General features: G+C 62.6%; 18 protein-coding genes. 7 read left to right on the top strand and 11 right to left on the bottom strand.

Annotation, left to right across the window (positions count from 1 at the left end):
• The first annotated feature begins 68 nt into the window (after positions 1-68).
• Together PSV05_RS12800 and PSV05_RS12795 are read left to right on the top strand one after the other, a co-directional pair.
• Entirely contained in the window at positions 69-845 is a 777-nt protein-coding gene (locus tag PSV05_RS12800; RefSeq protein WP_300065801.1) for a glycosyltransferase, read from the top strand.
• Positions 842-1,627 (top strand): glycosyltransferase, encoded by a 786-nt coding sequence (locus PSV05_RS12795; RefSeq protein ID WP_300065799.1) that lies wholly within the window; start codon positions 842-844, stop codon positions 1,625-1,627. The genes PSV05_RS12800 and PSV05_RS12795 overlap by 4 nt, the downstream gene beginning before the upstream one ends.
• Before the next feature lie 9 nt (positions 1,628-1,636).
• Here PSV05_RS12795 and xerC read toward each other — a convergent pair whose 3' ends face one another.
• From xerC to PSV05_RS12745, 10 genes are all read right to left on the bottom strand, one after another.
• A complete protein-coding gene (gene xerC, locus PSV05_RS12790) occupies positions 1,637-2,524 on the bottom strand; it encodes a tyrosine recombinase XerC (protein WP_300065797.1) in 888 nt (295 codons plus the stop codon).
• Position 2,525: 1 nt separating this feature from the next.
• On the bottom strand, positions 2,526-3,215 hold the full coding sequence (locus PSV05_RS12785) for a DUF484 family protein (protein ID WP_300066973.1): 690 nt from the start codon (positions 3,213-3,215) through the stop codon (positions 2,526-2,528).
• A 2-nt stretch (positions 3,216-3,217) separates the two neighbouring features.
• Entirely contained in the window at positions 3,218-4,054 is an 837-nt protein-coding gene (gene dapF, locus PSV05_RS12780; protein WP_300065795.1) for a diaminopimelate epimerase, read from the bottom strand.
• A 10-nt stretch (positions 4,055-4,064) separates the two neighbouring features.
• Positions 4,065-4,292, bottom strand: coding sequence for a lipoprotein (locus PSV05_RS12775; protein ID WP_300065793.1), 228 nt, complete (start codon positions 4,290-4,292; stop codon positions 4,065-4,067).
• Between the two features lie 48 nt (positions 4,293-4,340).
• On the bottom strand, positions 4,341-6,458 hold the full coding sequence (locus tag PSV05_RS12770; protein ID WP_300065791.1) for a S9 family peptidase: 2,118 nt from the start codon (positions 6,456-6,458) through the stop codon (positions 4,341-4,343).
• 137 nt (positions 6,459-6,595) lie between these two features.
• Positions 6,596-8,686: a prolyl oligopeptidase family serine peptidase gene (locus PSV05_RS12765; protein ID WP_300065789.1), complete on the bottom strand. Its 2,091-nt coding sequence runs from the start codon at positions 8,684-8,686 to the stop codon at positions 6,596-6,598.
• A gap of 84 nt (positions 8,687-8,770) precedes the next feature.
• Positions 8,771-9,058, bottom strand: a complete 288-nt coding sequence (locus tag PSV05_RS12760; protein ID WP_300065787.1) for a hypothetical protein — start codon at positions 9,056-9,058, stop codon at positions 8,771-8,773.
• A 307-nt stretch (positions 9,059-9,365) separates the two neighbouring features.
• Positions 9,366-10,214 carry a type II CAAX endopeptidase family protein gene (locus PSV05_RS12755; RefSeq protein ID WP_300065784.1) on the bottom strand — a complete coding sequence of 283 codons (849 nt, stop codon included), beginning with the start codon at positions 10,212-10,214 and terminating at the stop codon, positions 9,366-9,368.
• A gap of 203 nt (positions 10,215-10,417) precedes the next feature.
• Positions 10,418-11,323, bottom strand: a complete 906-nt coding sequence (locus PSV05_RS12750) for a patatin-like phospholipase family protein (protein WP_300065781.1) — start codon at positions 11,321-11,323, stop codon at positions 10,418-10,420.
• A gap of 4 nt (positions 11,324-11,327) precedes the next feature.
• Entirely contained in the window at positions 11,328-12,296 is a 969-nt protein-coding gene (locus PSV05_RS12745; protein ID WP_300065779.1) for a YafY family protein, read from the bottom strand.
• Positions 12,297-12,568: 272 nt separating this feature from the next.
• On the opposite strand from PSV05_RS12745, the gene PSV05_RS12740 reads away from it, so the two are divergent.
• Genes PSV05_RS12740 through PSV05_RS12720 form a run of 5 tightly spaced genes read left to right on the top strand, consistent with a single transcriptional unit; the run spans position 12,569 to position 17,773 of the window.
• On the top strand, positions 12,569-14,710 hold the full coding sequence (locus tag PSV05_RS12740; RefSeq protein WP_300065777.1) for a bifunctional TVP38/TMEM64 family protein/FAD-dependent oxidoreductase: 2,142 nt from the start codon (positions 12,569-12,571) through the stop codon (positions 14,708-14,710).
• A complete protein-coding gene (locus PSV05_RS12735) occupies positions 14,707-15,435 on the top strand; it encodes a DUF3047 domain-containing protein (protein WP_300065775.1) in 729 nt (242 codons plus the stop codon). Before PSV05_RS12740 ends, PSV05_RS12735 begins: the two co-directional genes overlap by 4 nt.
• Positions 15,432-16,412: an arsenosugar biosynthesis radical SAM (seleno)protein ArsS gene (gene arsS, locus PSV05_RS12730; RefSeq protein WP_300065773.1), complete on the top strand. Its 981-nt coding sequence runs from the start codon at positions 15,432-15,434 to the stop codon at positions 16,410-16,412. The genes PSV05_RS12735 and arsS overlap by 4 nt, the downstream gene beginning before the upstream one ends.
• A 30-nt stretch (positions 16,413-16,442) precedes the next feature.
• Complete coding sequence (locus PSV05_RS12725; RefSeq protein ID WP_300065771.1) at positions 16,443-17,093, top strand: glycosyltransferase; 651 nt, start codon at positions 16,443-16,445, stop codon at positions 17,091-17,093.
• Positions 17,090-17,773, top strand: coding sequence for a DUF2064 domain-containing protein (locus PSV05_RS12720; protein WP_300065769.1), 684 nt, complete (start codon positions 17,090-17,092; stop codon positions 17,771-17,773). The genes PSV05_RS12725 and PSV05_RS12720 overlap by 4 nt, the downstream gene beginning before the upstream one ends.
• Positions 17,774-17,848: 75 nt before the next feature.
• Here the strand turns inward: PSV05_RS12720 and PSV05_RS12715 are convergent, their stop codons facing one another.
• On the bottom strand, positions 17,849-18,643 hold the full coding sequence (locus PSV05_RS12715; protein WP_300065767.1) for a sterol desaturase family protein: 795 nt from the start codon (positions 18,641-18,643) through the stop codon (positions 17,849-17,851).
• Between the last annotated feature and the right edge of the window lie 10 nt (positions 18,644-18,653).

The following is an 18,653-nucleotide window of genomic DNA, read 5'->3' as shown; positions in this document are numbered from 1 at the left end:
ATGTGGGGTCACCAGCGATGGGTTCAAGCCATGCGGCTTTGGCGTTTGGCTTGGGGCACACTGCGCGCATGCCTGCCCTGATCAGTATTGCGATCCCCATCTACAACACCGCCCGGTTCCTGGCGGCGGCGCTCGACAGCCTGCTTGCGCAGGATCATCCGGATTGGGAAGGCCTGCTCTGGGACGACGGCTCCACCGATGGTTCGGCTGAAATCGCCGCGGATTATGCGCGGCGCGACCCACGCTTTCACGTGCTCGGCGGCGGTTGCCAGAACGGTAATCCATACGCGCTCGCCAACACGCTTGCCCTGGCGCGGGGTGATTTCGTCGGCGTGCTGGACAGCGATGACGTGCTGGAACCAAACGCACTCTCGGCGATGCTGCACTTCATGCAGGAAAATCCCGGGCTGGGGATGGCGTATTCACAGCATGTCGAGATCGACGAAGCTGGCGACTTCCTCCGGCTCGGCACGCGTTGCCAGATGCCGTACTCGTCGCAAAAGTTGCTGGTCGACTTCATGACTTATCACTTTAGGTTGATTCGCACCAACGCCTATCAGGCCGTCGGCGGCTACGACCCGAGCGTCGACGAGTCGGCCGATTACGACCTGTGCCTGCGGCTGTCCGAACGCTTCGACATAGGACATCTGCCGCAGCCCCTGTATCGCTACCGCATCCGCGCTGATTCGATCTCGCACGGAAGTCGCCTGCGCCAAGTACGGGTAACGTTCGACATCGCGCAACGCGCCTTGCAACGCCGCGGCCTGCAAAGCCAATACGCACTGTCGCTGGGCGTGCGTGCACGCCATGTGCTGCGCCCCAAGCAACAGGACACGGACCCATGAGCACCCTGCCCGCGATCACGGTGCTGGTGCTTGTCCGCAGTGATGCCGCATTCCTGCCAGCCGCACTGGACAGCCTGCGCGCGCAATCCATGGATGACTGGAGCGCACTGCTGTGCCCGATTGGCGAAGCCGCACGGGATGCCGCCAGCACGCAAGCCGCCATCGATCCACGCATACACGTCGAAAAAACATCAGCAACCGTCGAATGCGAAGCGCTCGTGCAGGCGGCTACAACCGTCGACAGCGAATTTCTGTGCGTACTCGACGGCGACGATCTGCTGGAGCCGACCGCACTTGCCATGCTGCTGGAGGCGTTGCACGCCGATTCCGCCGCCGGCATGTCCTACAGCCGGCATGTGCTGGTCGATGCGAATGACCACCCACTTGGGCCGGGCCCGCTATGCGAACTGGCGTATTCGCCACAGGCCCTGCTGCTGGATTTCATGACCGGACCGCTGCGATTGATGCGCATGGCAGCCTATCGCGAAGCTGGCGGCCATCGGGACGCGCATCCGGATGCGATCGAATACGACCTGTGCCTGCGGCTGTCGGAAACCACCGGTATTGTTCATGTCCCGCTGGCGCTGTATCGCCGGCGCATCCACCCGCAAGCACCGGAAGTGGCGCGCTGGGCCGAGGGCATCGAAGCGCGTTACAACGCATTCGTGGATGCGGTGAAGCGACGTGGAATCGATGCGACCCACGACCATGCGCTACACATCGACAGCTGGCACATCCTGCAACCACTGCGACCTTTTGGTGGTGTCGGCAACTGGCGCTGAGCGAATGACTCAGGACTTGCGCTTGGCGCGCGGATGCGCCGCGTCGTAGACCTTTGCAAGGTGCTGGAAATCCAGATGCGTGTAGATCTGGGTGGTGGCGATGTCGGCATGGCCCAGCAGCTCCTGCACCGCACGCAGGTCACCAGAGGATTCCAGCATGTGGCTGGCGAAGCTATGCCGCAGCAGATGCGGATGCACGCGCTTGAACACGCCCTGGCGCTGGGCCAATTGGCGAAGCCGCAGCTGGATCGCGCGTGAGCTGATCGGTTTGTCGTTTCGGCCCGGGAACACGAAGATGGTCAGCCCTTCGTGGCAGCTCGCGCGCCATGCGTCCAACGCCTTCAGCGCATGCGAGCCCACCGGCACCACCCGCTGCTTGCTGCCCTTGCCGAGTACGGTGACAAGGCCTTGCGCGAAATCCAGGTCTATCCAGCGCAGCGCGCAGACCTCAGCCAGTCGCAGCCCCGATGAATAGAACAGTTCCAGCAATGCACGATCGCGCAGACCGAGTGGAACGTCGGTAGGCAGCTCGACCAGTTGCACTGCCTCGTCCACATCGAGCACCTGCGGCAGCTTGCGCACTGCTTTCGGCGCGCGCACGGCGGCGGCCGGATTGGCCGTGATCCGTCCCTGCTTGAGCAACCAGCCGTAGAAACTGCGGCAAGCCGACAACCGTCGCTGAAGGCTCTTGGCCGACAGCCCGCGGCGATATTCGCTGGTCACGAACAGGCGCAACTCGTCGGCGCTCAGCTGCAACAGCTCGCGCGATTGCCCGTCGCTCCAGTGCACCAATGCGAGCAAGTCGCGCCGATAGGCATCCAGCGTATGCGGCGAGCTGCGGCGCTCGACCGCCAGGTGCGCGAGGTAGTCGTCGACCGGGCTGGTCGCGATATTCATCTCACTCGCGCGGGAACCGCTGCAACGCAGTCGCCAATGCTTCGCCCATCATCCGCAGGAACAAGGTCCCCATGCCAGGGAAGAAGCGGTTGCCGTCGCGGCTTCCGACCGCCACCAGACCAATACCCGGCAGGACCAGCAACGCGGAGCTCTGGACTTCTTCGACACGTGCGGCATACAGCAGCGCGTTCTTGTCCGGATGCAGGCGCCCGCATAGCGGTTCGGGGTTGCCGAGCAGGTCACGGAAGCCGTCCAGCCGCTTGTCGCTCTCTGCAATCACCTGCAGCCAGTCGTCATCTTCCAGCCCATCGACCGGATGGAACAGCACCATCCGCACCAGGTCGCCATGGAAGTCCTCGGCCAGCGACGCCGCCATCGCGCGCATGGTGCCGGCGGCAGTGGCCTGCTTCATCAGGGCCAGGGTCAGCTGATGGGTGCGCACCGCCAGCCGTTCGTTTTCCTGCGCATTGCCGGACAGCTCGTGCAGGCGCTTGGCGAGTTCGCGGTTCTTGTCGCGCAGTACTTCCAGCTGATAGCTGGCCAGCGATGCCGCTGGTCCGTCTTCGCGCGGCACGATCAGTGTCAGGGCGAGGTCGGGGAACTGCTGCAGGAAGGTCGCATGCCGGCGCAGCCAAGCCGCCACTTCATGCGCGCCGAGCTTTTCCTGCAGGCCCGGGTTGAACGGGTCGATCGTCACTGCTGCCACTCTCCTTCGAATACGAATGCGGTCGGCCCGCCCATCACGATGCGGTCGCTGTCCTGATCGTAGCGGATGCGCAAGGTGCCGCCCGGAAGATCGACTGCGATCTCGCAATCGGCATCCAGCTGGCCGCGCTTGGTCAGCACCGCCACTGCCGCGCAGGCACCGCTGCCGCAAGCCAGGGTCTCACCGACGCCGCGTTCGAACACGCGCAGGCGGATATGGTCGCGTGCGACGACCTCTGCGAAGCCGACATTCACCGATTCCGGGAATGCCGCGTTGCGCTGCAGTGCACCGCCGATCGCCTCGACCGTGGCGCGCCCGAGGGCTGCGACTTCGATCACCGCATGCGGATTGCCCATCGATACCGCGCCGAACCGGGTCGCGCCGCCCTCGGCGTAGACCATGTATTCGTCGCGCGCCTCGTGCCAGCCGAACAAAGGAACCTCGCCGGGTGCGAAGCGCGGCGCGCCCATGTCGATCACGATCCCACCCTGTCCATCGCGCTGGACCGGGTGCGTACCGGCCGGACTGTCGATGCTGAAGTCGCCCAGCATCGGCGCCGCGCCGTCGCGCACCAGCCAGGCCGCGATGCATCGCGCGCCGTTGCCGCACTGCTGCGCAAGCGAGCCATCCGCGTTCCAGATCCGGTAGGACGCCGTCGACCCTGCACTGCGCGGCTTCTCCACCGTCAGCAATTGGTCGCAGCCGATGCCGCGGTGACGGTCGGCGATGCGCGCGCATGCATCAGGTTTGGGTGCTGGCCTGCCATCTCGCAGGTCGAGCACGACGAAGTCGTTGCCCGCACCATGCATCTTGCTGAACCGCATTACCGGCGCCTCAGCGACGCGCGGCAGGCGTGCCGGAAGCGGGTTCTGGAACAGGAGTAACAACCGAATCTGAGGCGGGTACGGCCGCAGCCGGCGCAACGGCCGGTTTGGCCGCTGGCATCGTCGCTGGAATGTTCGACGGCTTCACCAACGGGCCTTTGTTTCCGCAGCCCGTCAGGGCCACGCAGGCAATCGATAGTGCGATCAACAGAGCGATATTTTTAATGGGCACGTTCATGGGCGAAGTGTAGCGCGGCAGGCGCTCAATGCGGTTCTGGCCTCCGGCTTACTTCGTCTCCGCGACACCCAGCTGGTCCAGCATGAAGGCCTGCTGCTCGGCCATTTCACGGTAGCGGCGGAAGCGCCCGGACTTGCCACCATGGCCGGCTTCCATGTTGATGCGGAACACCACCGGCCGGCTGCCGGTATCGAGATCGCGCAGGCGTGCCACGTATTTGGCCGGTTCCCAGTACTGCACCTGCGAATCCCACAGACCGGTGCCGACGAAGATCGCCGGATAGTCGCGCTTCTTGAGGTTGTCGTACGGCGAATAGGCCAGCATGTAGTCGTAGCTGGCCTTGTTTTCCGGATTGCCCCATTCGTCATATTCATTGGTGGTCAGCGGGATGCTGGGATCCAGCATGGTGGTGACCACGTCGACGAAGGGGACCTGCGAGACGATCACCCGATAGTCGTCCGGCGCCATGTTGGTGATCGCGCCCATCAGCAGGCCGCCGGCGCTGCCACCCATCGCCGCGACCCGGTTGCAGTCGGCGTACTTGTTGACGACCAGCCAGCGGGTCACATCGATGAAGTCGGTGAAGCTGTGCAGCTTGTTGAACAGCTTGCCGTCTTCATACCAGCCGCGGCCCATTTCCTGGCCACCGCGGATATGCGCAAGCGCATACACCATGCCGCGATCCAGCAGGCTGATGATGCCGAGGTTGAAGCCCGGATCCATCGACGCACCATAGCTGCCGTAACCGTACTGCAGCATCGCCGCGCTGCCATCGCGCTTGAAGCCCTTGCGATACACCAGTGACACCGGCACCTTGGTGCCATCGCGTGCCGGTACCCAGACCCGCTCGGTCACGTAATTCTTGCTTTCGAAACCGCCCAGCACCGGCTGTTGCTTGAGCATGCGGCGCTCGCCGGTGGCGATGTTGAGCTCAAAGGTAGTGCCCGGCGTGGTCATCGAACTGTAGCTGTAGCGCAGCCATGGCGTGCCGGATTCGGTATTGACGTCCAGGCCCATCGAATACGCGGGTTCGTCGGCCGTGACGTACTCGCCCCGGCCATCGGTCTTCAACACGCGCACGCGCTCCAGGCCCTCGGAGCGTTCTGCAATCGCGGTGAAGCCATCGAATAGTTCGAAGCCCTCGATATAGACCTTCGGATCGTGCGCGATCCAGTCTTTCCAAGATTCGCGCGATGTAGAACCGTCGGCGGCGGTGGCGAGCTTGAAGTTCTTGGCACCGTCGGCATTCGTGCGGATCACCCAATGCCCATCGAAATGATCGGCGTCGTATTCGACATCACGTTCGCGTGGCGCCAACACGGCGAAGGTTTGTGGATCTGCAGCAGGTGCGTAACGCACTTCGTTGGACACGGTGCTGTCCAGCACGATCAGGATGTACTTGTCGTCGCGCGACCGACCGATGCCCATGTAATAGGTGTCGTCGCCCTCTTCATAGACCAGTGCGTCGTGCTTCGGGTCGGTGCCCAGCACGTGCTTCTTCACCCGCGTGGTCAGCAGGGTTTCCGGATCGTTCTCGACGTAGAACAAGGTCTTGTTGTCGTCCGCCCAGGCCATGCTGCCGGAACTTCCGGAAATCACATCCGGCAATGTCTTGCCGGCCGCAAGGTCCTTGAAGCGAATCGTGTACTGACGGCGACCATTACTGTCGTCGGCATAGGCCAGCAGGCGATTGTCCTGGCTGATGTCGCGCGCGCCGACCGCGTAGTAGTCCTTGCCCACAGCCATCGCGTTGACGTCCAGCAGCACGTCCTCGGCGGCATCCATGCTGCCCTTGCGGCGCGCATGGATCGGATAGTCCTGGCCGGTCTCGTAACGCGTGTAGTACCAGTAGCCGCGCTCCATGTAGGGCACGCTGCTGTCGTCCTGCTTGATGCGCGCCACCACCTCGTCATAGAGCTTGTCCTGCAGCGGCTTGAGCGGTGCCAGCTGGGCGTTGGCATAGGCGTTCTCGGCATTGAGGTACGCCAGCATCACCGGATCCTTGCGGGTGTCGTCGCGCAGCCAGTAGTACTCATCGACTCGCTCGGCGCCAAACGGGGCTTTCACCACGTGCGGTTTCTTGGCGACGTCGGGCGGAGTGGGCAGGTCAGCGGCGTGTGCGGTCATGGCGAAGGCGAGTGCAAGGAGAAGGGCGGTGGGTTTCATGGATGGGGCCTTGGACACGGATCACAATGATGATGTTCTTGATCTCGTCGTCCCGGCGCAAGCCGGCCATCACCAAGGAAGAACAGGGCTTTGAACAGCCATTCGGCTGTCAGTAGCGACGCCGGTACGGCGCAACACTACTTGCTCAATTCCTTCCACAGGAACGCGAAGGTCAACGCCTCGACGCGAGCGGCCTGTGCATTGGTGGCACCTGCCCCATGGCCGCCTTCGACGTTCTCGAAGTAACGTACGTCCTTACCGGCTGCTTCCATCTTGGCCATCATCTTGCGCGCATGCGCGGGATGCACGCGGTCGTCGCGGGTGGTGGTCCAGATGAAGGTTGGTGGATAGTCGCGCTTGGCATCGAACAGGTGATACGGCGAGAACGTCTTGATGTAATTCCAATCGGCCGTGTCCGGATCGCCGTATTCGGCCATCCACGAAGCGCCCGCCAGCAGGTGGCTGTAGCGCTTCATGTCGAGCAACGGCACTTCGATCACCACCGCGCCGAATAGCTGCGGGTATTGGGTCAGCATGTTGCCGGTCAGCAAACCGCCATTACTGCCGCCTTCGATACCAAGGTGGGCTGGCGAGGTGATCTTGCGCGTCACCAGATCCTGCGCCACCGCCGCGAAGTCTTCATACGCCTTATACCGGTTGGCCTTGAGCGCGGCCTGGTGCCAGCGCGGGCCGTACTCGCCCCCGCCGCGGATATTGGCGACTGCGTAGACGCCGCCCTTTTCGATCCAACCCTTGCCGGTAACTCCGGAATAACCCGGCTTCAGCGACACGGTGAAGCCGCCATAGCCGTACAGCAGGGTTGGTGCCTTGCCATCAAAGGTCAGGTCCGTTGGCCGCACCAGGAAGTAGGGAATCTTGGTGCCGTCCCTGGATGTCGCGAAATGCTGCTCGACGACACTCTTCGACGCATCGAAATACGCGGGGTTCGACTTCAGCACCTCTGGCTTCTGTCCGATCTCGGCCAGCGCCAGCGTAGTCGGGGTCAAGTAGTCGGTGACCGTCATCCATACCGCGTCTGAGTCATCGGCATCCACCGCGCCAACGCCGACGGTACCAATCTTCGGTGCACCAACGAAGGCGGATGTGGTCCAGCCATCGGCACCCGGCGTCAATACACTCAGGCGACTTTTGACGTCATCCAGCACGTTCAGCACCAGGTGCGATTTGGTCCAGGTGAAGTCGTCCAGCGAGCTAGTGTCGCTCGGTGCGAACAGCACATCGAAGTCACGCTTGCCCGCCATGAAATCATCGAACTTTGTCGCGATCAATGCACCAGCGGGATAGGTCTTGCCGCCGGCTTGATACGGCTCACGCAATTGCAGCGTGAGCCACTCGTGGTGTACCGACTTGGCCGACGAGTTCGGCGCATTGATCTTGGCGAGCTTGCCGCCCTTGCCCCTCAGGAACAGTTCGTCATTCCAGAAGGCAATGGTGCGGCTGACGAAATCGCGCTCGAAGCCCTTGCTGTCGTCATGCTGAGCGGCGATATACATGTCACCCGGCTGGCCGGTATAGACGGTGGTCGCGCTGGCTATCGGCGTGCCGCGCGTCCATTGCTTGACGATATTCGGATAGCCAGAGCTGGTCATGCTGCCGGGGCCGAAATCGGTGTAGACGTACACATGGTCGGCATCGATCCAGCCCAGCGCACCCTTGGCTTCCGGACGGAAGAAGCCGTCCGCAACCCAGGCCTTGCTGGCCAGGTCGAACTCGCGGGTGACGTCAGCATCCGAACCGCCGCGCGACAGCGCGATCAGGCAGCGCGCGTAGGCAGGCTTCAGGCAATCAGCGCCGTGCCAGACCCAGTTCTCGTTCTCTGATTTGTTCAGTGCATCGAGGTCGATGATGGTTTCCCAGGTCGGATCGGCCTTGCGGTATTCCGCCAGCGTGGTGCGCCGCCACAGTCCGCGTTCGTGCTGCTTGTCCTTCCAGAAGTTGTAGTAGTAATCGCCGATCTTCTGCACGCCGGGGATCTTGGCGTCGGAATCCATGATTCCGCGGATCGCAGTTTCCATCTGCTTGAATTCCGGGCTGCCGGCCAGCTCCGCTTCGGTTTTGGCGTTATGCGCCTTGACCCAATCCATCGAGCGCTCGGCAGTCACGTCCTCCAGCCAGGCATACGGATCGTCGCTGGATGCGGACTGCGCGGACGCGCCGCCGGCCATGGCGAGACCGGCCATCAGGCAGGCATTGGAAAGATGGGACATGGCGGCACTCCGGGAATGGATCAGCAAACCCGGAACGCTAGCACAGCACCCGCACGCCGGCGGTCGCGTGGGGTGTGGGCGCGATCAGGCCGCGCGCGGCAACCTCACAGGCCGGCGAATGCGCGTCCGGCGCAACGCTTGTGCCTGGCGCCGACGCGGCATCCGCAACGCCACCCGCGGCAACGGGAAACGGCGCAGGCTCCACCACGCCGCCAGCGGCATCCCGACCAGCCACAGCGGTAACCAGCCAAGCAATTGCGTGCTGCCGCGCGCGGCCGGAATCAGCAGCACCGCAAGAGTCCCAACGATCACTACCTGCCGCAGCAGGCGATCCAGTGCTTCATGCGAATCGGTATGTGCTTGCTGGTTCATGGCGGCGCTCCGTATTGGATGACGCCAGATTGCGCTGCGGGGTTCTCACGGGCTGCGACGCTGCAGGATGCTGCCGGTGAGGCATTGCGCACACTATGCCGCGACCTGCGCCTTCTGCGGCGTAAACGCCTGCACGATCTTCCCGCCAACCAATACCCGATCGACACCCGCAATGGTTTCAGGCCGATTCGCGAAGATCACGTTGGTGATGTCGAGTTGCTTCTTACTAACTTTGCCAATGGGGCGAGGCCGTATTCGGAGACTTCGGATTGGAGGACAGGTTTCATACAGTAAGGCGGTGCTTGGCCTACTTCCTGCCTTTCAATAACCCGCTTAGTGGCCAACTCTTGATAATGAGAACCGACAAAGCAGGCACGGACACGAGCAGCATCCCTATCTCGGGCACCCAGTTTGACATCCTATCGAGCTCATTCAATGACTTCAGCCAGTGGAAATTGAATAAGAACTGATAGCAAAATGCCATCAAATTGAACACAGCATGAGTCAGCACGTTAACCCATAACGACTGGTATCGAATGTACAGCAAACACATGACTATTCCAAAAACAAAAGTACTTAGAAAGTAATGCCTATTAAGATGCAGAGCTGCAAACAATGCAGCATTAAGAAGAACTGCCGTCGATACTCCCCAGCGATCACTCCATACCTTCAGAAGCAGCCCCCTGAACACGAATTCTTCCACGAATGGAGCGATCACAAATTGGGCAACTATTAGCGCTACGTATCCCCACCCGGTTATTTGAAGGACATAAGGAACATCATGAAAATTCCAATGCGCGTAAGCAAAACCGGGGTCGTACTGCGCAACAAGATAAACCACAATAAAATTTTGGCCGGACGTGAATGCCAATAGCAATGCCGCATAAGCAATAGCCAGCGGGAAAAATATTCGGGCAAACGGCCGTTTGGTCACATCGCTAAACGATATTGAAAATGTACTAGCAGTATGCCGGATGACAACAAACATCAAGCCATATCCAATAATCATCCCCCCATTCGACACCACCGCCTCGCTTAATGGAAACATTTTTAATACGAGTGTGGCAAATGGAATAAAAATCAGAATAGAAACAACGAAAACAGCTACTATGTCGCGAGATCGAAGAGCTTTTCCATTTATCATTTTTTGACTCAAATAAATGCAACTCCGAGCCTCTCGGTCGGAGCTCCGTTGGAAATTATAAATAAATTTACTGCGCCGTGAATTTCACCGTCAGTCATTATCCAATATAATTAAGCAAGCCTATAATTCTGGCCCTGCCTAACCAAAACTTGCATCCCTGAATCATGCGATACATGCCGGATATACAGCACTTACGAGTTATTGAACATAAACCCTCAATACCCCGCTGCATCCAGCACCTTGTCCGCTTCGCGACGACCGATCTCGATCAGCTCGCGGCCACGCCAGAATTCGTAGAACTGGCAGGCATCGCGCGGAATGCGGATGACGATTTCCGGTGGATCCAGCGCGATCTGCACGCGCGAGATCTGCGCCTGCATGGTATCCAGCGAACGCGCCATCAATTCGGCGAAACCCAGCTCGCGCTCGGGCGGACCGGTCTTCTCGCCGTCGTCGAAATGCTCATCGATCCAACGGGCGATGCGGCCTTGCGGCGCTTCATCCTTGTCGGGATCAACTGCAAGCGCTCCGGGCGGACGCAGCGGCCAACCATGCATGTCCACCGCGATCAGGCGATGCGCATCCGACAGTCGGGTCGCGGCAATTGGCAGCGGCGACAGCAGGCCACCATCGACCAGTTCGCGGCCATGCACTTCGAACGGAGTAAACACGCCGGGGATCGCGAACGAGGCGCGCACCGCATTCCACATGTCGCCGCGGCGCAACCAGACTTCGCGCTGGCGCATCAGGTCGACCGCCACCGCGGTGAAATCCACCGGCAGGTCCTCGATCTTTGGTTCGCCAACCACCTCGCGCAAGCGCCGCACCAGCCGATTACCGGTGAACAGCGCCGATCTGCCGAAGCCTGGATCGAGCAGGCGCAGCATGCCGGTGCGACTGGTGCCCAACATCCATTCGCGCAAGGCCTCGAGCTTTCCTGCCGCGAACGCGCCACCGACCAATGCACCGCTGGATGCGCCCGCGACCGCCACGATCCTGATGCCTCGCGCCTGCAGCGCCTCGATCACCCCGATCTGCGCAAGCCCGCGCGCGCCACCGGCGCCAAGCGCCAGCGCAACCGGTTCGCCAGCGGCAATCTTCGGTGCATCGCTCGCAGCCATCGACTCAGTCCTGGTAGTTGCCGAGCGCCAACTGCAGCAGGGTGCGCGCCTGTTCGCGCAGCGCGTGCGGCTCCACGATCTCCGCATCGCTGCCGTAATGCAGCACGTCCATCAGCAATTCACGCGGTACCGAATACGGCACCTTCAATTCGTAACGGCCATCTGACAGGAAGCGGCCCTGCTGCTGGGAATGCCAGTGCTCGTCGGCAACCCAACGCGCGGCTTTGGCGCTGAACACGATCGTGGCCCAGCCCTTCGGGGCGCCGGAAAAGATCCCATAACTGCCGGCCAGGTGGCTGTTGAGTTCGTCCTCGGCAACATCGGTGGCGATGCCGTCGAGCAGCCGCGCGCCGGTGATGCGATCGATCGAGAAACTGCGCAGGCCGTTGCGATCCTCGTCCCAGGCGTCCAGGTACCAGTTGTCGCGGTAATGGGTCAGCCGTTGTGGCGACACGTTCCGCCGGGTCTTTTCGTCGGTCGAACGCGCGCGGTAGTCGAAGGCGATGCGGCGGCGTTCGAGCACCGCCGAGGCCACGATCCGGAACGCGTGCTCGTCCATCCGTCGCAGCCGATGCGGCAATACCCGCACCCGCTCCACCGGCCAACGCTTGCCGCCGGAATGCGCATCCAGCAGTTTTTCGACCCGCTGCTGCAGGGGCGCCAGCGCGGCCGACAACATCCCGCCACTGCTGCGCGAGAGCAGTTGCTGCGCGGCCAGCAGGGCGTGCAGTTCTTCCGAATTGAGCCACAGTCCGGGCAGTTCGAAGCGCTCGACCGACTCCTTGTCGTAGCTGAAGCCGGCTTCGCCATCGCCTATCAGCGGCGCCATCAGGCCATCGCGCAGGAAGGCGAGGTCCCGATAGACGGTGGCGCGCGAGCAGCCCAGTTCGTCCTGCAAGCGGGCCACGGTCACCGCGCGGCGGGCGGCCTGCAGCACGCGGTGCATGGCGATGATGCGTTCGTAACGGTCCATGCCGCCAAGTGTGCCGGATGCCCGGCGCTACGGCGAGCGGCCTGCATCCACGCGCCGATATTGCTCCGGCGCGCATCCGCATATGCGGCCCGCACGTAACTTTCCATGGCCTTCGCGCGAATGAAGGCATGCTGGCCTGGTGCCGGCATCCACCGTCATGACCCACTTCAACAGGATCCTGCATGGACCACGACCTGCTCCCGGATGTCTATGCTGAAGCCCTGGATGGCAGCGGCGACCTCTTGCTCGACACCTACTGCTAAGGCCAGCCGATGTCTCGTACCAAAACTCTCTTCCTGCTCACCGTCATCGTTGCCGCGCTGGCGCTGTATTTCGGTGGCGGCGCCGAGTACCTGACCCTGGCCAAGCTGCAATCGTTGCTGGGACAGGCGCGTGGCCAGGTCGATGCGCATCCGCTCGGCGCCGCGCTCGCCTTCGCCGGCTTGTACATCGTGGTCACCGCACTGTCGCTACCCGGTGCGACCCTGCTGACCCTGTTCGCCGGTGCGGTGTTCGGGATGTGGCGCGGTGTGCTGATCGCCTCCTTCTCGGCCAGCATCGGCGCGACTTTGGCGATGCTGGCCTCGCGCTACCTGCTGCGCGACAGCGTGCGCAAGCGCTTCGGCGACCGGCTCAAGCGCATCGATGCCGGCATCGAACGCGAAGGCGGCTTCTACCTGTTCGCCCTGCGGCTGGTGCCGCTATTGCCGTTCTTCGTGATCAACCTGGCCATGGGCCTGACCGGGATTCGTGCGTGGACGTTCTATTGGGTCAGCCAGATTGGCATGCTCGCTGGCACCGTGGTTTACGTGAATGCCGGTCGCGAGCTGGGCCAGCTTCAATCGCTGTCCGGGATTCTCAGCTGGCGCATGCTGCTGGCCTTCGTCGCGCTGGGCCTGCTGCCGCTGATCGCACGCAAAGTGCTCGATAGCTTGCGCGCGCGCCGTGTCTACAAAGGCTGGAACAAGCCCAGGAAATTTGACCGCAATCTGATCGTGATCGGTGCTGGCGCGGCCGGCCTGGTCACCAGCTATATCGCGGCGACCGTGCGCGCCAAGGTCACCCTGGTCGAAAAGGCCGAGATGGGCGGCGACTGCCTCAACCGCGGTTGCGTGCCATCCAAGGCGCTGATCCGCGCCGCGCGCGCTGCCAGCGAAGCACGTGATGGTGTGCGTTTCGGCGTGACCACGGGCAAACTCGAGGTCGATTTTGCCAAAGTCATTTCGCACGTACGCGACTCGATCCGCGACATCGCCCCGCACGACTCGCCGCAGCGTTACCGCAAGCTCGGTGTCGACGTGGTCCAGGGCGAGGCCAAGATCATCTCGCCATGGGAAGTAGAGGTAAACGGCAAGACCCTGACGAGTCGCAATATCGTGATCGCCGCGGGTGGTCGCCCGCTGGTACCGAAGATCCCCGGATTGGACCAGGTCGCATACCTGACCTCGGACTCGATCTGGGATCTGCAGACGTTGCCGAAGCGGCTGGTAATCCTGGGGGGCGGGCCGATCGGCTGCGAACTGGCGCAGGCCTTCGCGCGCCTTGGCAGCAAGGTCAGTCTTGTTGAAATGGGCAAGCAATTGCTGGGTCGCGAAGACCGCGATGTTGCGACCGTGGTGCAGGCCGCGCTGGAGCACGATGGCGTCGATGTCCGCCTGGGGCACAAGGCGGTCGAGATCAAAGGCGGCGATTCACCGGCATTGGTGGTCGAGCACGGCAAGGAAAAAGACAAGATCAACTTCGATGTGCTGCTGGTCGCAATCGGCCGCAGCGCCAATGTCGATGGCTATGGCGTGGACACGCTCGACCTCGGCCTGCGCAAGAACCAGACCATCGAAACCGACGAATTCCTGCGCACGCGATTCCCCAATATCTATTGCGTCGGCGATGTCACCGGCCCATACCAGCTGACCCATGCCGGCGCGCACCAGGCCTGGTATGCCGCGGCCAATGCGCTGTTCGGTGGGTTCAAGTCGTTCCGCGCCGACTATCGGGTGCTGCCGGCTTGCACCTTCACCGAACCCGAGGCCGCGCGCGTGGGCCTGAGTGAGGCGGAGGCGAAGGAGCAAGGCATTGAGGTCGAGGTGGTGAAGTACGAAATGTCCGGGCTGGATCGGGCGGTCGCCGAAGGCGCCACCGCCGGTTTCGTCAAGGTGCTGGTCACGCCGGGCAAGGACAAAATCCTGGGTGCCAGCGTGGTCGGCGAGCGCGCTGGCGAGTTGATCGCGGTATTCGCGCTGGCGATGAAGCAGGGTATTGGATTGGACAAGATCCTGGGCACGGTATTCGCCTATCCAACCTTCGCCGAAGCGATCAAGTCGGTGGCCGGTGAACGCCGCAAGCGCCATCAGCCTGAAAAACTGTTGCAGCTTGCCGAGCGCTACCACCGTTGGAAACGGGGTCGCGGCGCATGAGCCGAAACATGCATTGGCTGTGGCTGCTCACGCTGCTGCCGGTGCTGGCGCTGGCCGCGCAACCCGTTCGCTTTTCCAGCGTAGCGCCGGGCACCGCAGTGCCAGCCGGCTGGAGCGTGCAGCCGATCCCCAAGGTGGAACGCCAAACCCGTTTCGACCTCGTCGATGACAGCGGCATCACGGTGCTGCGCGCCCGCGCCGACAACGCCGCGGCCTCGCTGCGCTACGCGTTGAGCATCGATCCACTTGTCGAAGGACAGCTGCACTGGCGCTGGAAGACTGAAAGGGTCCTCGACAAGGCCGACCTGACATCGAAGTCCGGCGACGATTATTCGGCGCGCCTGTATGTCTTCTTCGATCGCAAGCCGGCGCAGATGTCGTTCGGCGAACGCATCGCCTACAAACTCGGCCGCGCCCGCTATGGCGACCAGTTGCCGCCGGCAGCGCTCTGCTATGTCTGGGACAACAAACAACCGGTGGGCACGATCCGCGACAACGCCTACACCGGCTTCGTCAAGATGATCGTGGCGACCAGCGGCACAGCTCGGCAAGGACAGTGGGTGTCACTGCAGCGCGACGTTGCCGCTGACTACAAACGAGCATTCGGCAGCGCAGACCCGCGCATCACCGGGATCGCGGTCGCAGTGGACACCGACAACACGGGGGAATCAACGGTGAGCTTTTTTGGCGACATCCGCTTCGCGGTCACGGGAGCGACACCATGAATGCCGTCCTCGCTGCACCCACGCGATCTTTCACACGCACGCTGCAGCGCCACGGCATCGCACTTGCACGCACGCCACTGGAGATCCTGCAGGTCAACCTGACCGCGCGCTGCAACCTGGCCTGCACCCATTGCCATGTCGAATCCGGGCCGAAACGCCACGAAGCAGTGGATGCCCGCGGCATCACGCGGCTGATCGAATTGATGGATACGGCGCCGGCACTGCATACGCTGGACCTGACCGGTGGTGCGCCCGAACTGCATCCGCAATTCCGCGAACTGGTGCGCGCAGGCCGTGCACGCGGGCTGAAGGTAATTGATCGTTGCAACCTCACGGTGCTGTTCGAGCCAGGCCAGGAAGACACTGCCGAATTCCTCGCCGCGCAAGGCGTGGCAGTGGTGGCCTCGCTGCCCTGTTACACGCCCGAAAACGTCAACAAGCAGCGCGGCAAGGGCGTGTTCGGCGGGAGTATCGATGCGCTCCTGCGATTAAACGCTCTTGGCTACGGCACATCTGGCAGCGGGCTGGAACTGGACCTGGTCTACAACCCGATCGGCGCGAAGTTGCCGCCATCGCAGGCGTTGCTAGAAAACGACTATCGCCAGCGCCTGCACGACGACTTCGACATCACGTTCAATCAGTTGTTCACGATCACCAACATGCCGATAAAGCGCTTCCTGCATGAGCTCGAGCGCGACGGTGAACTCGATGCCTACATGCAACTGCTGATCGACAATTTCAATCCACGCGCCGCACTCGGCGTGATGTGCCGCAACCTGGTCTCGGTCGGCTGGGATGGCGGCCTTTACGACTGCGATTTCAACCAGATGCTGGGAATCGAACTCGGCCACGCGCGCACCACGTTGTGGGATATCGCGCGACTGGACGAAATCGAAACGCGGCCAATCGCCTTCGCCCAGCATTGCTACGGCTGCACCGCAGGTGCTGGCAGCAGTTGCGGCGGCAGCCTGGCCTGATCCGGAATGCATGACCCGAACATTCCGTCCTTGTCGATAATCATTCCAGTAGGCCCGGGCGATGTTGCCTGGCGCGGCTTGGTCGAACAACTGTCGCAACTCGCATCGCGCCCGCAGCTGCTGCTGGTATTCGCCGATGGCGATGCGCAATCGAACGATGTGCCGGACCATTGCGTGGCACTGTCGGCACCAGCTGGACGCGCCCACCAGCTCAATGCAGGGATCACCGCCGCGGATGGCCAGTGGCTGTGGCTGTTGCATGCCGATTCGCGCCTGCAACCGGATACCTGGCCGGCATTGCGCGAGTACCTCGCCAGCATGCCGCGTGCGCTAGGTTGGTTCCGGCTCGCGTTCGCCGACGATGGCCCTTGGCCGATGGCGTTCAATGCACTCGGCGCCAACCTGCGCGCACGCTGGCTGAGCCTGCCATTCGGCGACCAGGGTTTCGTCCTGCACCGCGACGATGCGGCGCGACTTGGCCCATTCGATCCCGCGCTGGCATACGGCGAGGACCACGCGATGGTATGGCGCGCGCGTCGTATCGGCCTGCCATTGCGCTGTGTCGGCGGAACGCTATCGACCAGTGCGCGCAAATATGCCGAACAGGGTTGGCTGCGCACCACCGCGCGACACCTGCGGCTGACAGCGGCCCAGGCAAAACAGGAATCCCGGCGAACATGACGCTGCCGAAGCATGGGCGCGTTGGCATCGCGATCTTCGTCAAGACGCCGCGGCATTCGCCATTGAAGACGCGGCTGGCCGCCGGCATCGGTGTCGACGCCGCGCAGCAGTTCCACCTGCTCGCTGCGGACGCGGTGGCTGCGGTGGCGCGCCAGGCACAACGAGACATGCCGCTGCTGACGACGCATTGGGCCGTCGCCGAAACCGCTGCACTCGACGAGCTGTTGTGGGCCTCGTTACCCCGTATCGATCAGGGCGAAGGCGATCTCGGCGCGCGCATGTGCCACGTCACCGAGTCCATGTTCACTCGCTTCGATGCAGCCCTGTTGCTGGGCGCGGACACCCCGCAGATCACCGTCGCCGACATCGTCGCTGCCACGCATGGCCTGCAAACGAGCCAGCATGTGCTCGGCCCGAGTATCGACGGCGGCTTCTGGTTGTTCGCCACCAGTGGCGGCGTGCCGGCAATGGCATGGTCAACAACGCCGTGGTCGCGGGCCGATACCGCCACGCGCTTCTGCGATGGCTTGGGCGACGTGTCAATCACGCGCCTGCGCAGCTTGCGCGATGTCGATGCCATCGATGACCTCTCGCCGTTGTGGTCGGCACTGGATGCCTTGCGTGATCCACTGCCGGAACAAACTCGCCTCGCCAACTGGCTGCGCAGCCTGAGCATGTAGGAGCGCCCTTCAGGGCGCGATAGAGTGCGACGAATCTTCATCGCGCCCTGAAGGGCGCTCCTACTAGAGATCCTGCTAATCGCGGGTCACGAACGGCTCGCGCAGCAGCGCGACGAAACCCGTCGCCTCGTCCATATCGACGCCGTCAACGCCGAAATCCTGCGGCTGGCTGCGCGCGTGCGCGACGAAGCTGCCGAACACGTGGTCCCACAGACTCAAGTTGAAGCCGAAGTTGCGATGCTGCTCATCGACATCGGTGGAATGGTGGATGCGATGCATGTTGGGTGTCACCAATAGCGCGCGTACAGGGCGATCCAGCCAGTGCGGCAACGCGAGATTCGCGTGGGTGACCAGGGCGAAGCTCGAGAGCAGCACTTCGAACACCATTGCCGCCACTGGCGGGATGCCTAGAAGAACCGCAAGCGCGATCTTGATCGCCAGCGACAGCAGCATTTCCAACGGGTGGAAGCGCAGGGCCGATGTCGCGTCCAGGGTGCGGTCGGTGTGATGGACCCGGTGCAACCGCCACAGCAAGGGCCATGCATGCAACAGCCGGTGTTGCCAATAGATCGCCAGATCCAGCAGCACCAGCGCGATGCCGAACTCCAGCCATGCAGGCCACGCGAGCTGATTCAGCAGTCCGAACCCCTGCGCCTGTGCCCACGCGGCAGCACCGACCACGCCGGCAGGCAGCAACAGCCGCGCAAGTACGGTGTCGAGCAGGACCAGGCCGGCATTGGCTGGCCAGCGCCGACCACGCATGGGTGGCGGATTGGGGCCACGCAGGAACACCTCCAGCACCATTAGCGTGCCCAGCACGCCAAGGAAGATGCCGCCACGCAGTGCGATGTCGCCCGGAAGATCGACCATGCGTCGATTA

The organism is Thermomonas sp., from assembly GCF_029945965.1.
Taxonomy (GTDB): Bacteria; Pseudomonadota; Gammaproteobacteria; order Xanthomonadales; family Xanthomonadaceae; genus Thermomonas.
The sequence above is the reverse complement of the archived record's forward strand: the minus strand, read 5'-3'. Positions and strand labels throughout refer to the sequence as shown.

What these genes read in the sequence shown, in the direction of transcription:
- PSV05_RS12800 (WP_300065801.1), top strand. Translation starts at nt 69, where the DNA reads ATGCCTGCCCTGATCAGTATTGCGATCCCCATCTACAACACCGCCCGG.
- PSV05_RS12795 (WP_300065799.1), top strand. Translation starts at nt 842, where the DNA reads ATGAGCACCCTGCCCGCGATCACGGTGCTGGTGCTTGTCCGCAGTGAT.
- xerC (WP_300065797.1), bottom strand. Translation starts at nt 2,524, where the DNA reads ATGAATATCGCGACCAGCCCGGTCGACGACTACCTCGCGCACCTGGCG.
- dapF (WP_300065795.1), bottom strand. Translation starts at nt 4,054, where the DNA reads ATGCGGTTCAGCAAGATGCATGGTGCGGGCAACGACTTCGTCGTGCTC.
- PSV05_RS12775 (WP_300065793.1), bottom strand. Translation starts at nt 4,292, where the DNA reads ATGAACGTGCCCATTAAAAATATCGCTCTGTTGATCGCACTATCGATT.
- PSV05_RS12770 (WP_300065791.1), bottom strand. Translation starts at nt 6,458, where the DNA reads ATGAAACCCACCGCCCTTCTCCTTGCACTCGCCTTCGCCATGACCGCA.
- PSV05_RS12765 (WP_300065789.1), bottom strand. Translation starts at nt 8,686, where the DNA reads ATGTCCCATCTTTCCAATGCCTGCCTGATGGCCGGTCTCGCCATGGCC.
- PSV05_RS12760 (WP_300065787.1), bottom strand. Translation starts at nt 9,058, where the DNA reads ATGAACCAGCAAGCACATACCGATTCGCATGAAGCACTGGATCGCCTG.
- PSV05_RS12750 (WP_300065781.1), bottom strand. Translation starts at nt 11,323, where the DNA reads ATGGCTGCGAGCGATGCACCGAAGATTGCCGCTGGCGAACCGGTTGCG.
- PSV05_RS12745 (WP_300065779.1), bottom strand. Translation starts at nt 12,296, where the DNA reads ATGGACCGTTACGAACGCATCATCGCCATGCACCGCGTGCTGCAGGCC.
- PSV05_RS12740 (WP_300065777.1), top strand. Translation starts at nt 12,569, where the DNA reads ATGTCTCGTACCAAAACTCTCTTCCTGCTCACCGTCATCGTTGCCGCG.
- PSV05_RS12735 (WP_300065775.1), top strand. Translation starts at nt 14,707, where the DNA reads ATGAGCCGAAACATGCATTGGCTGTGGCTGCTCACGCTGCTGCCGGTG.
- arsS (WP_300065773.1), top strand. Translation starts at nt 15,432, where the DNA reads ATGAATGCCGTCCTCGCTGCACCCACGCGATCTTTCACACGCACGCTG.
- PSV05_RS12720 (WP_300065769.1), top strand. Translation starts at nt 17,090, where the DNA reads ATGACGCTGCCGAAGCATGGGCGCGTTGGCATCGCGATCTTCGTCAAG.
- PSV05_RS12715 (WP_300065767.1), bottom strand. Translation starts at nt 18,643, where the DNA reads ATGGTCGATCTTCCGGGCGACATCGCACTGCGTGGCGGCATCTTCCTT.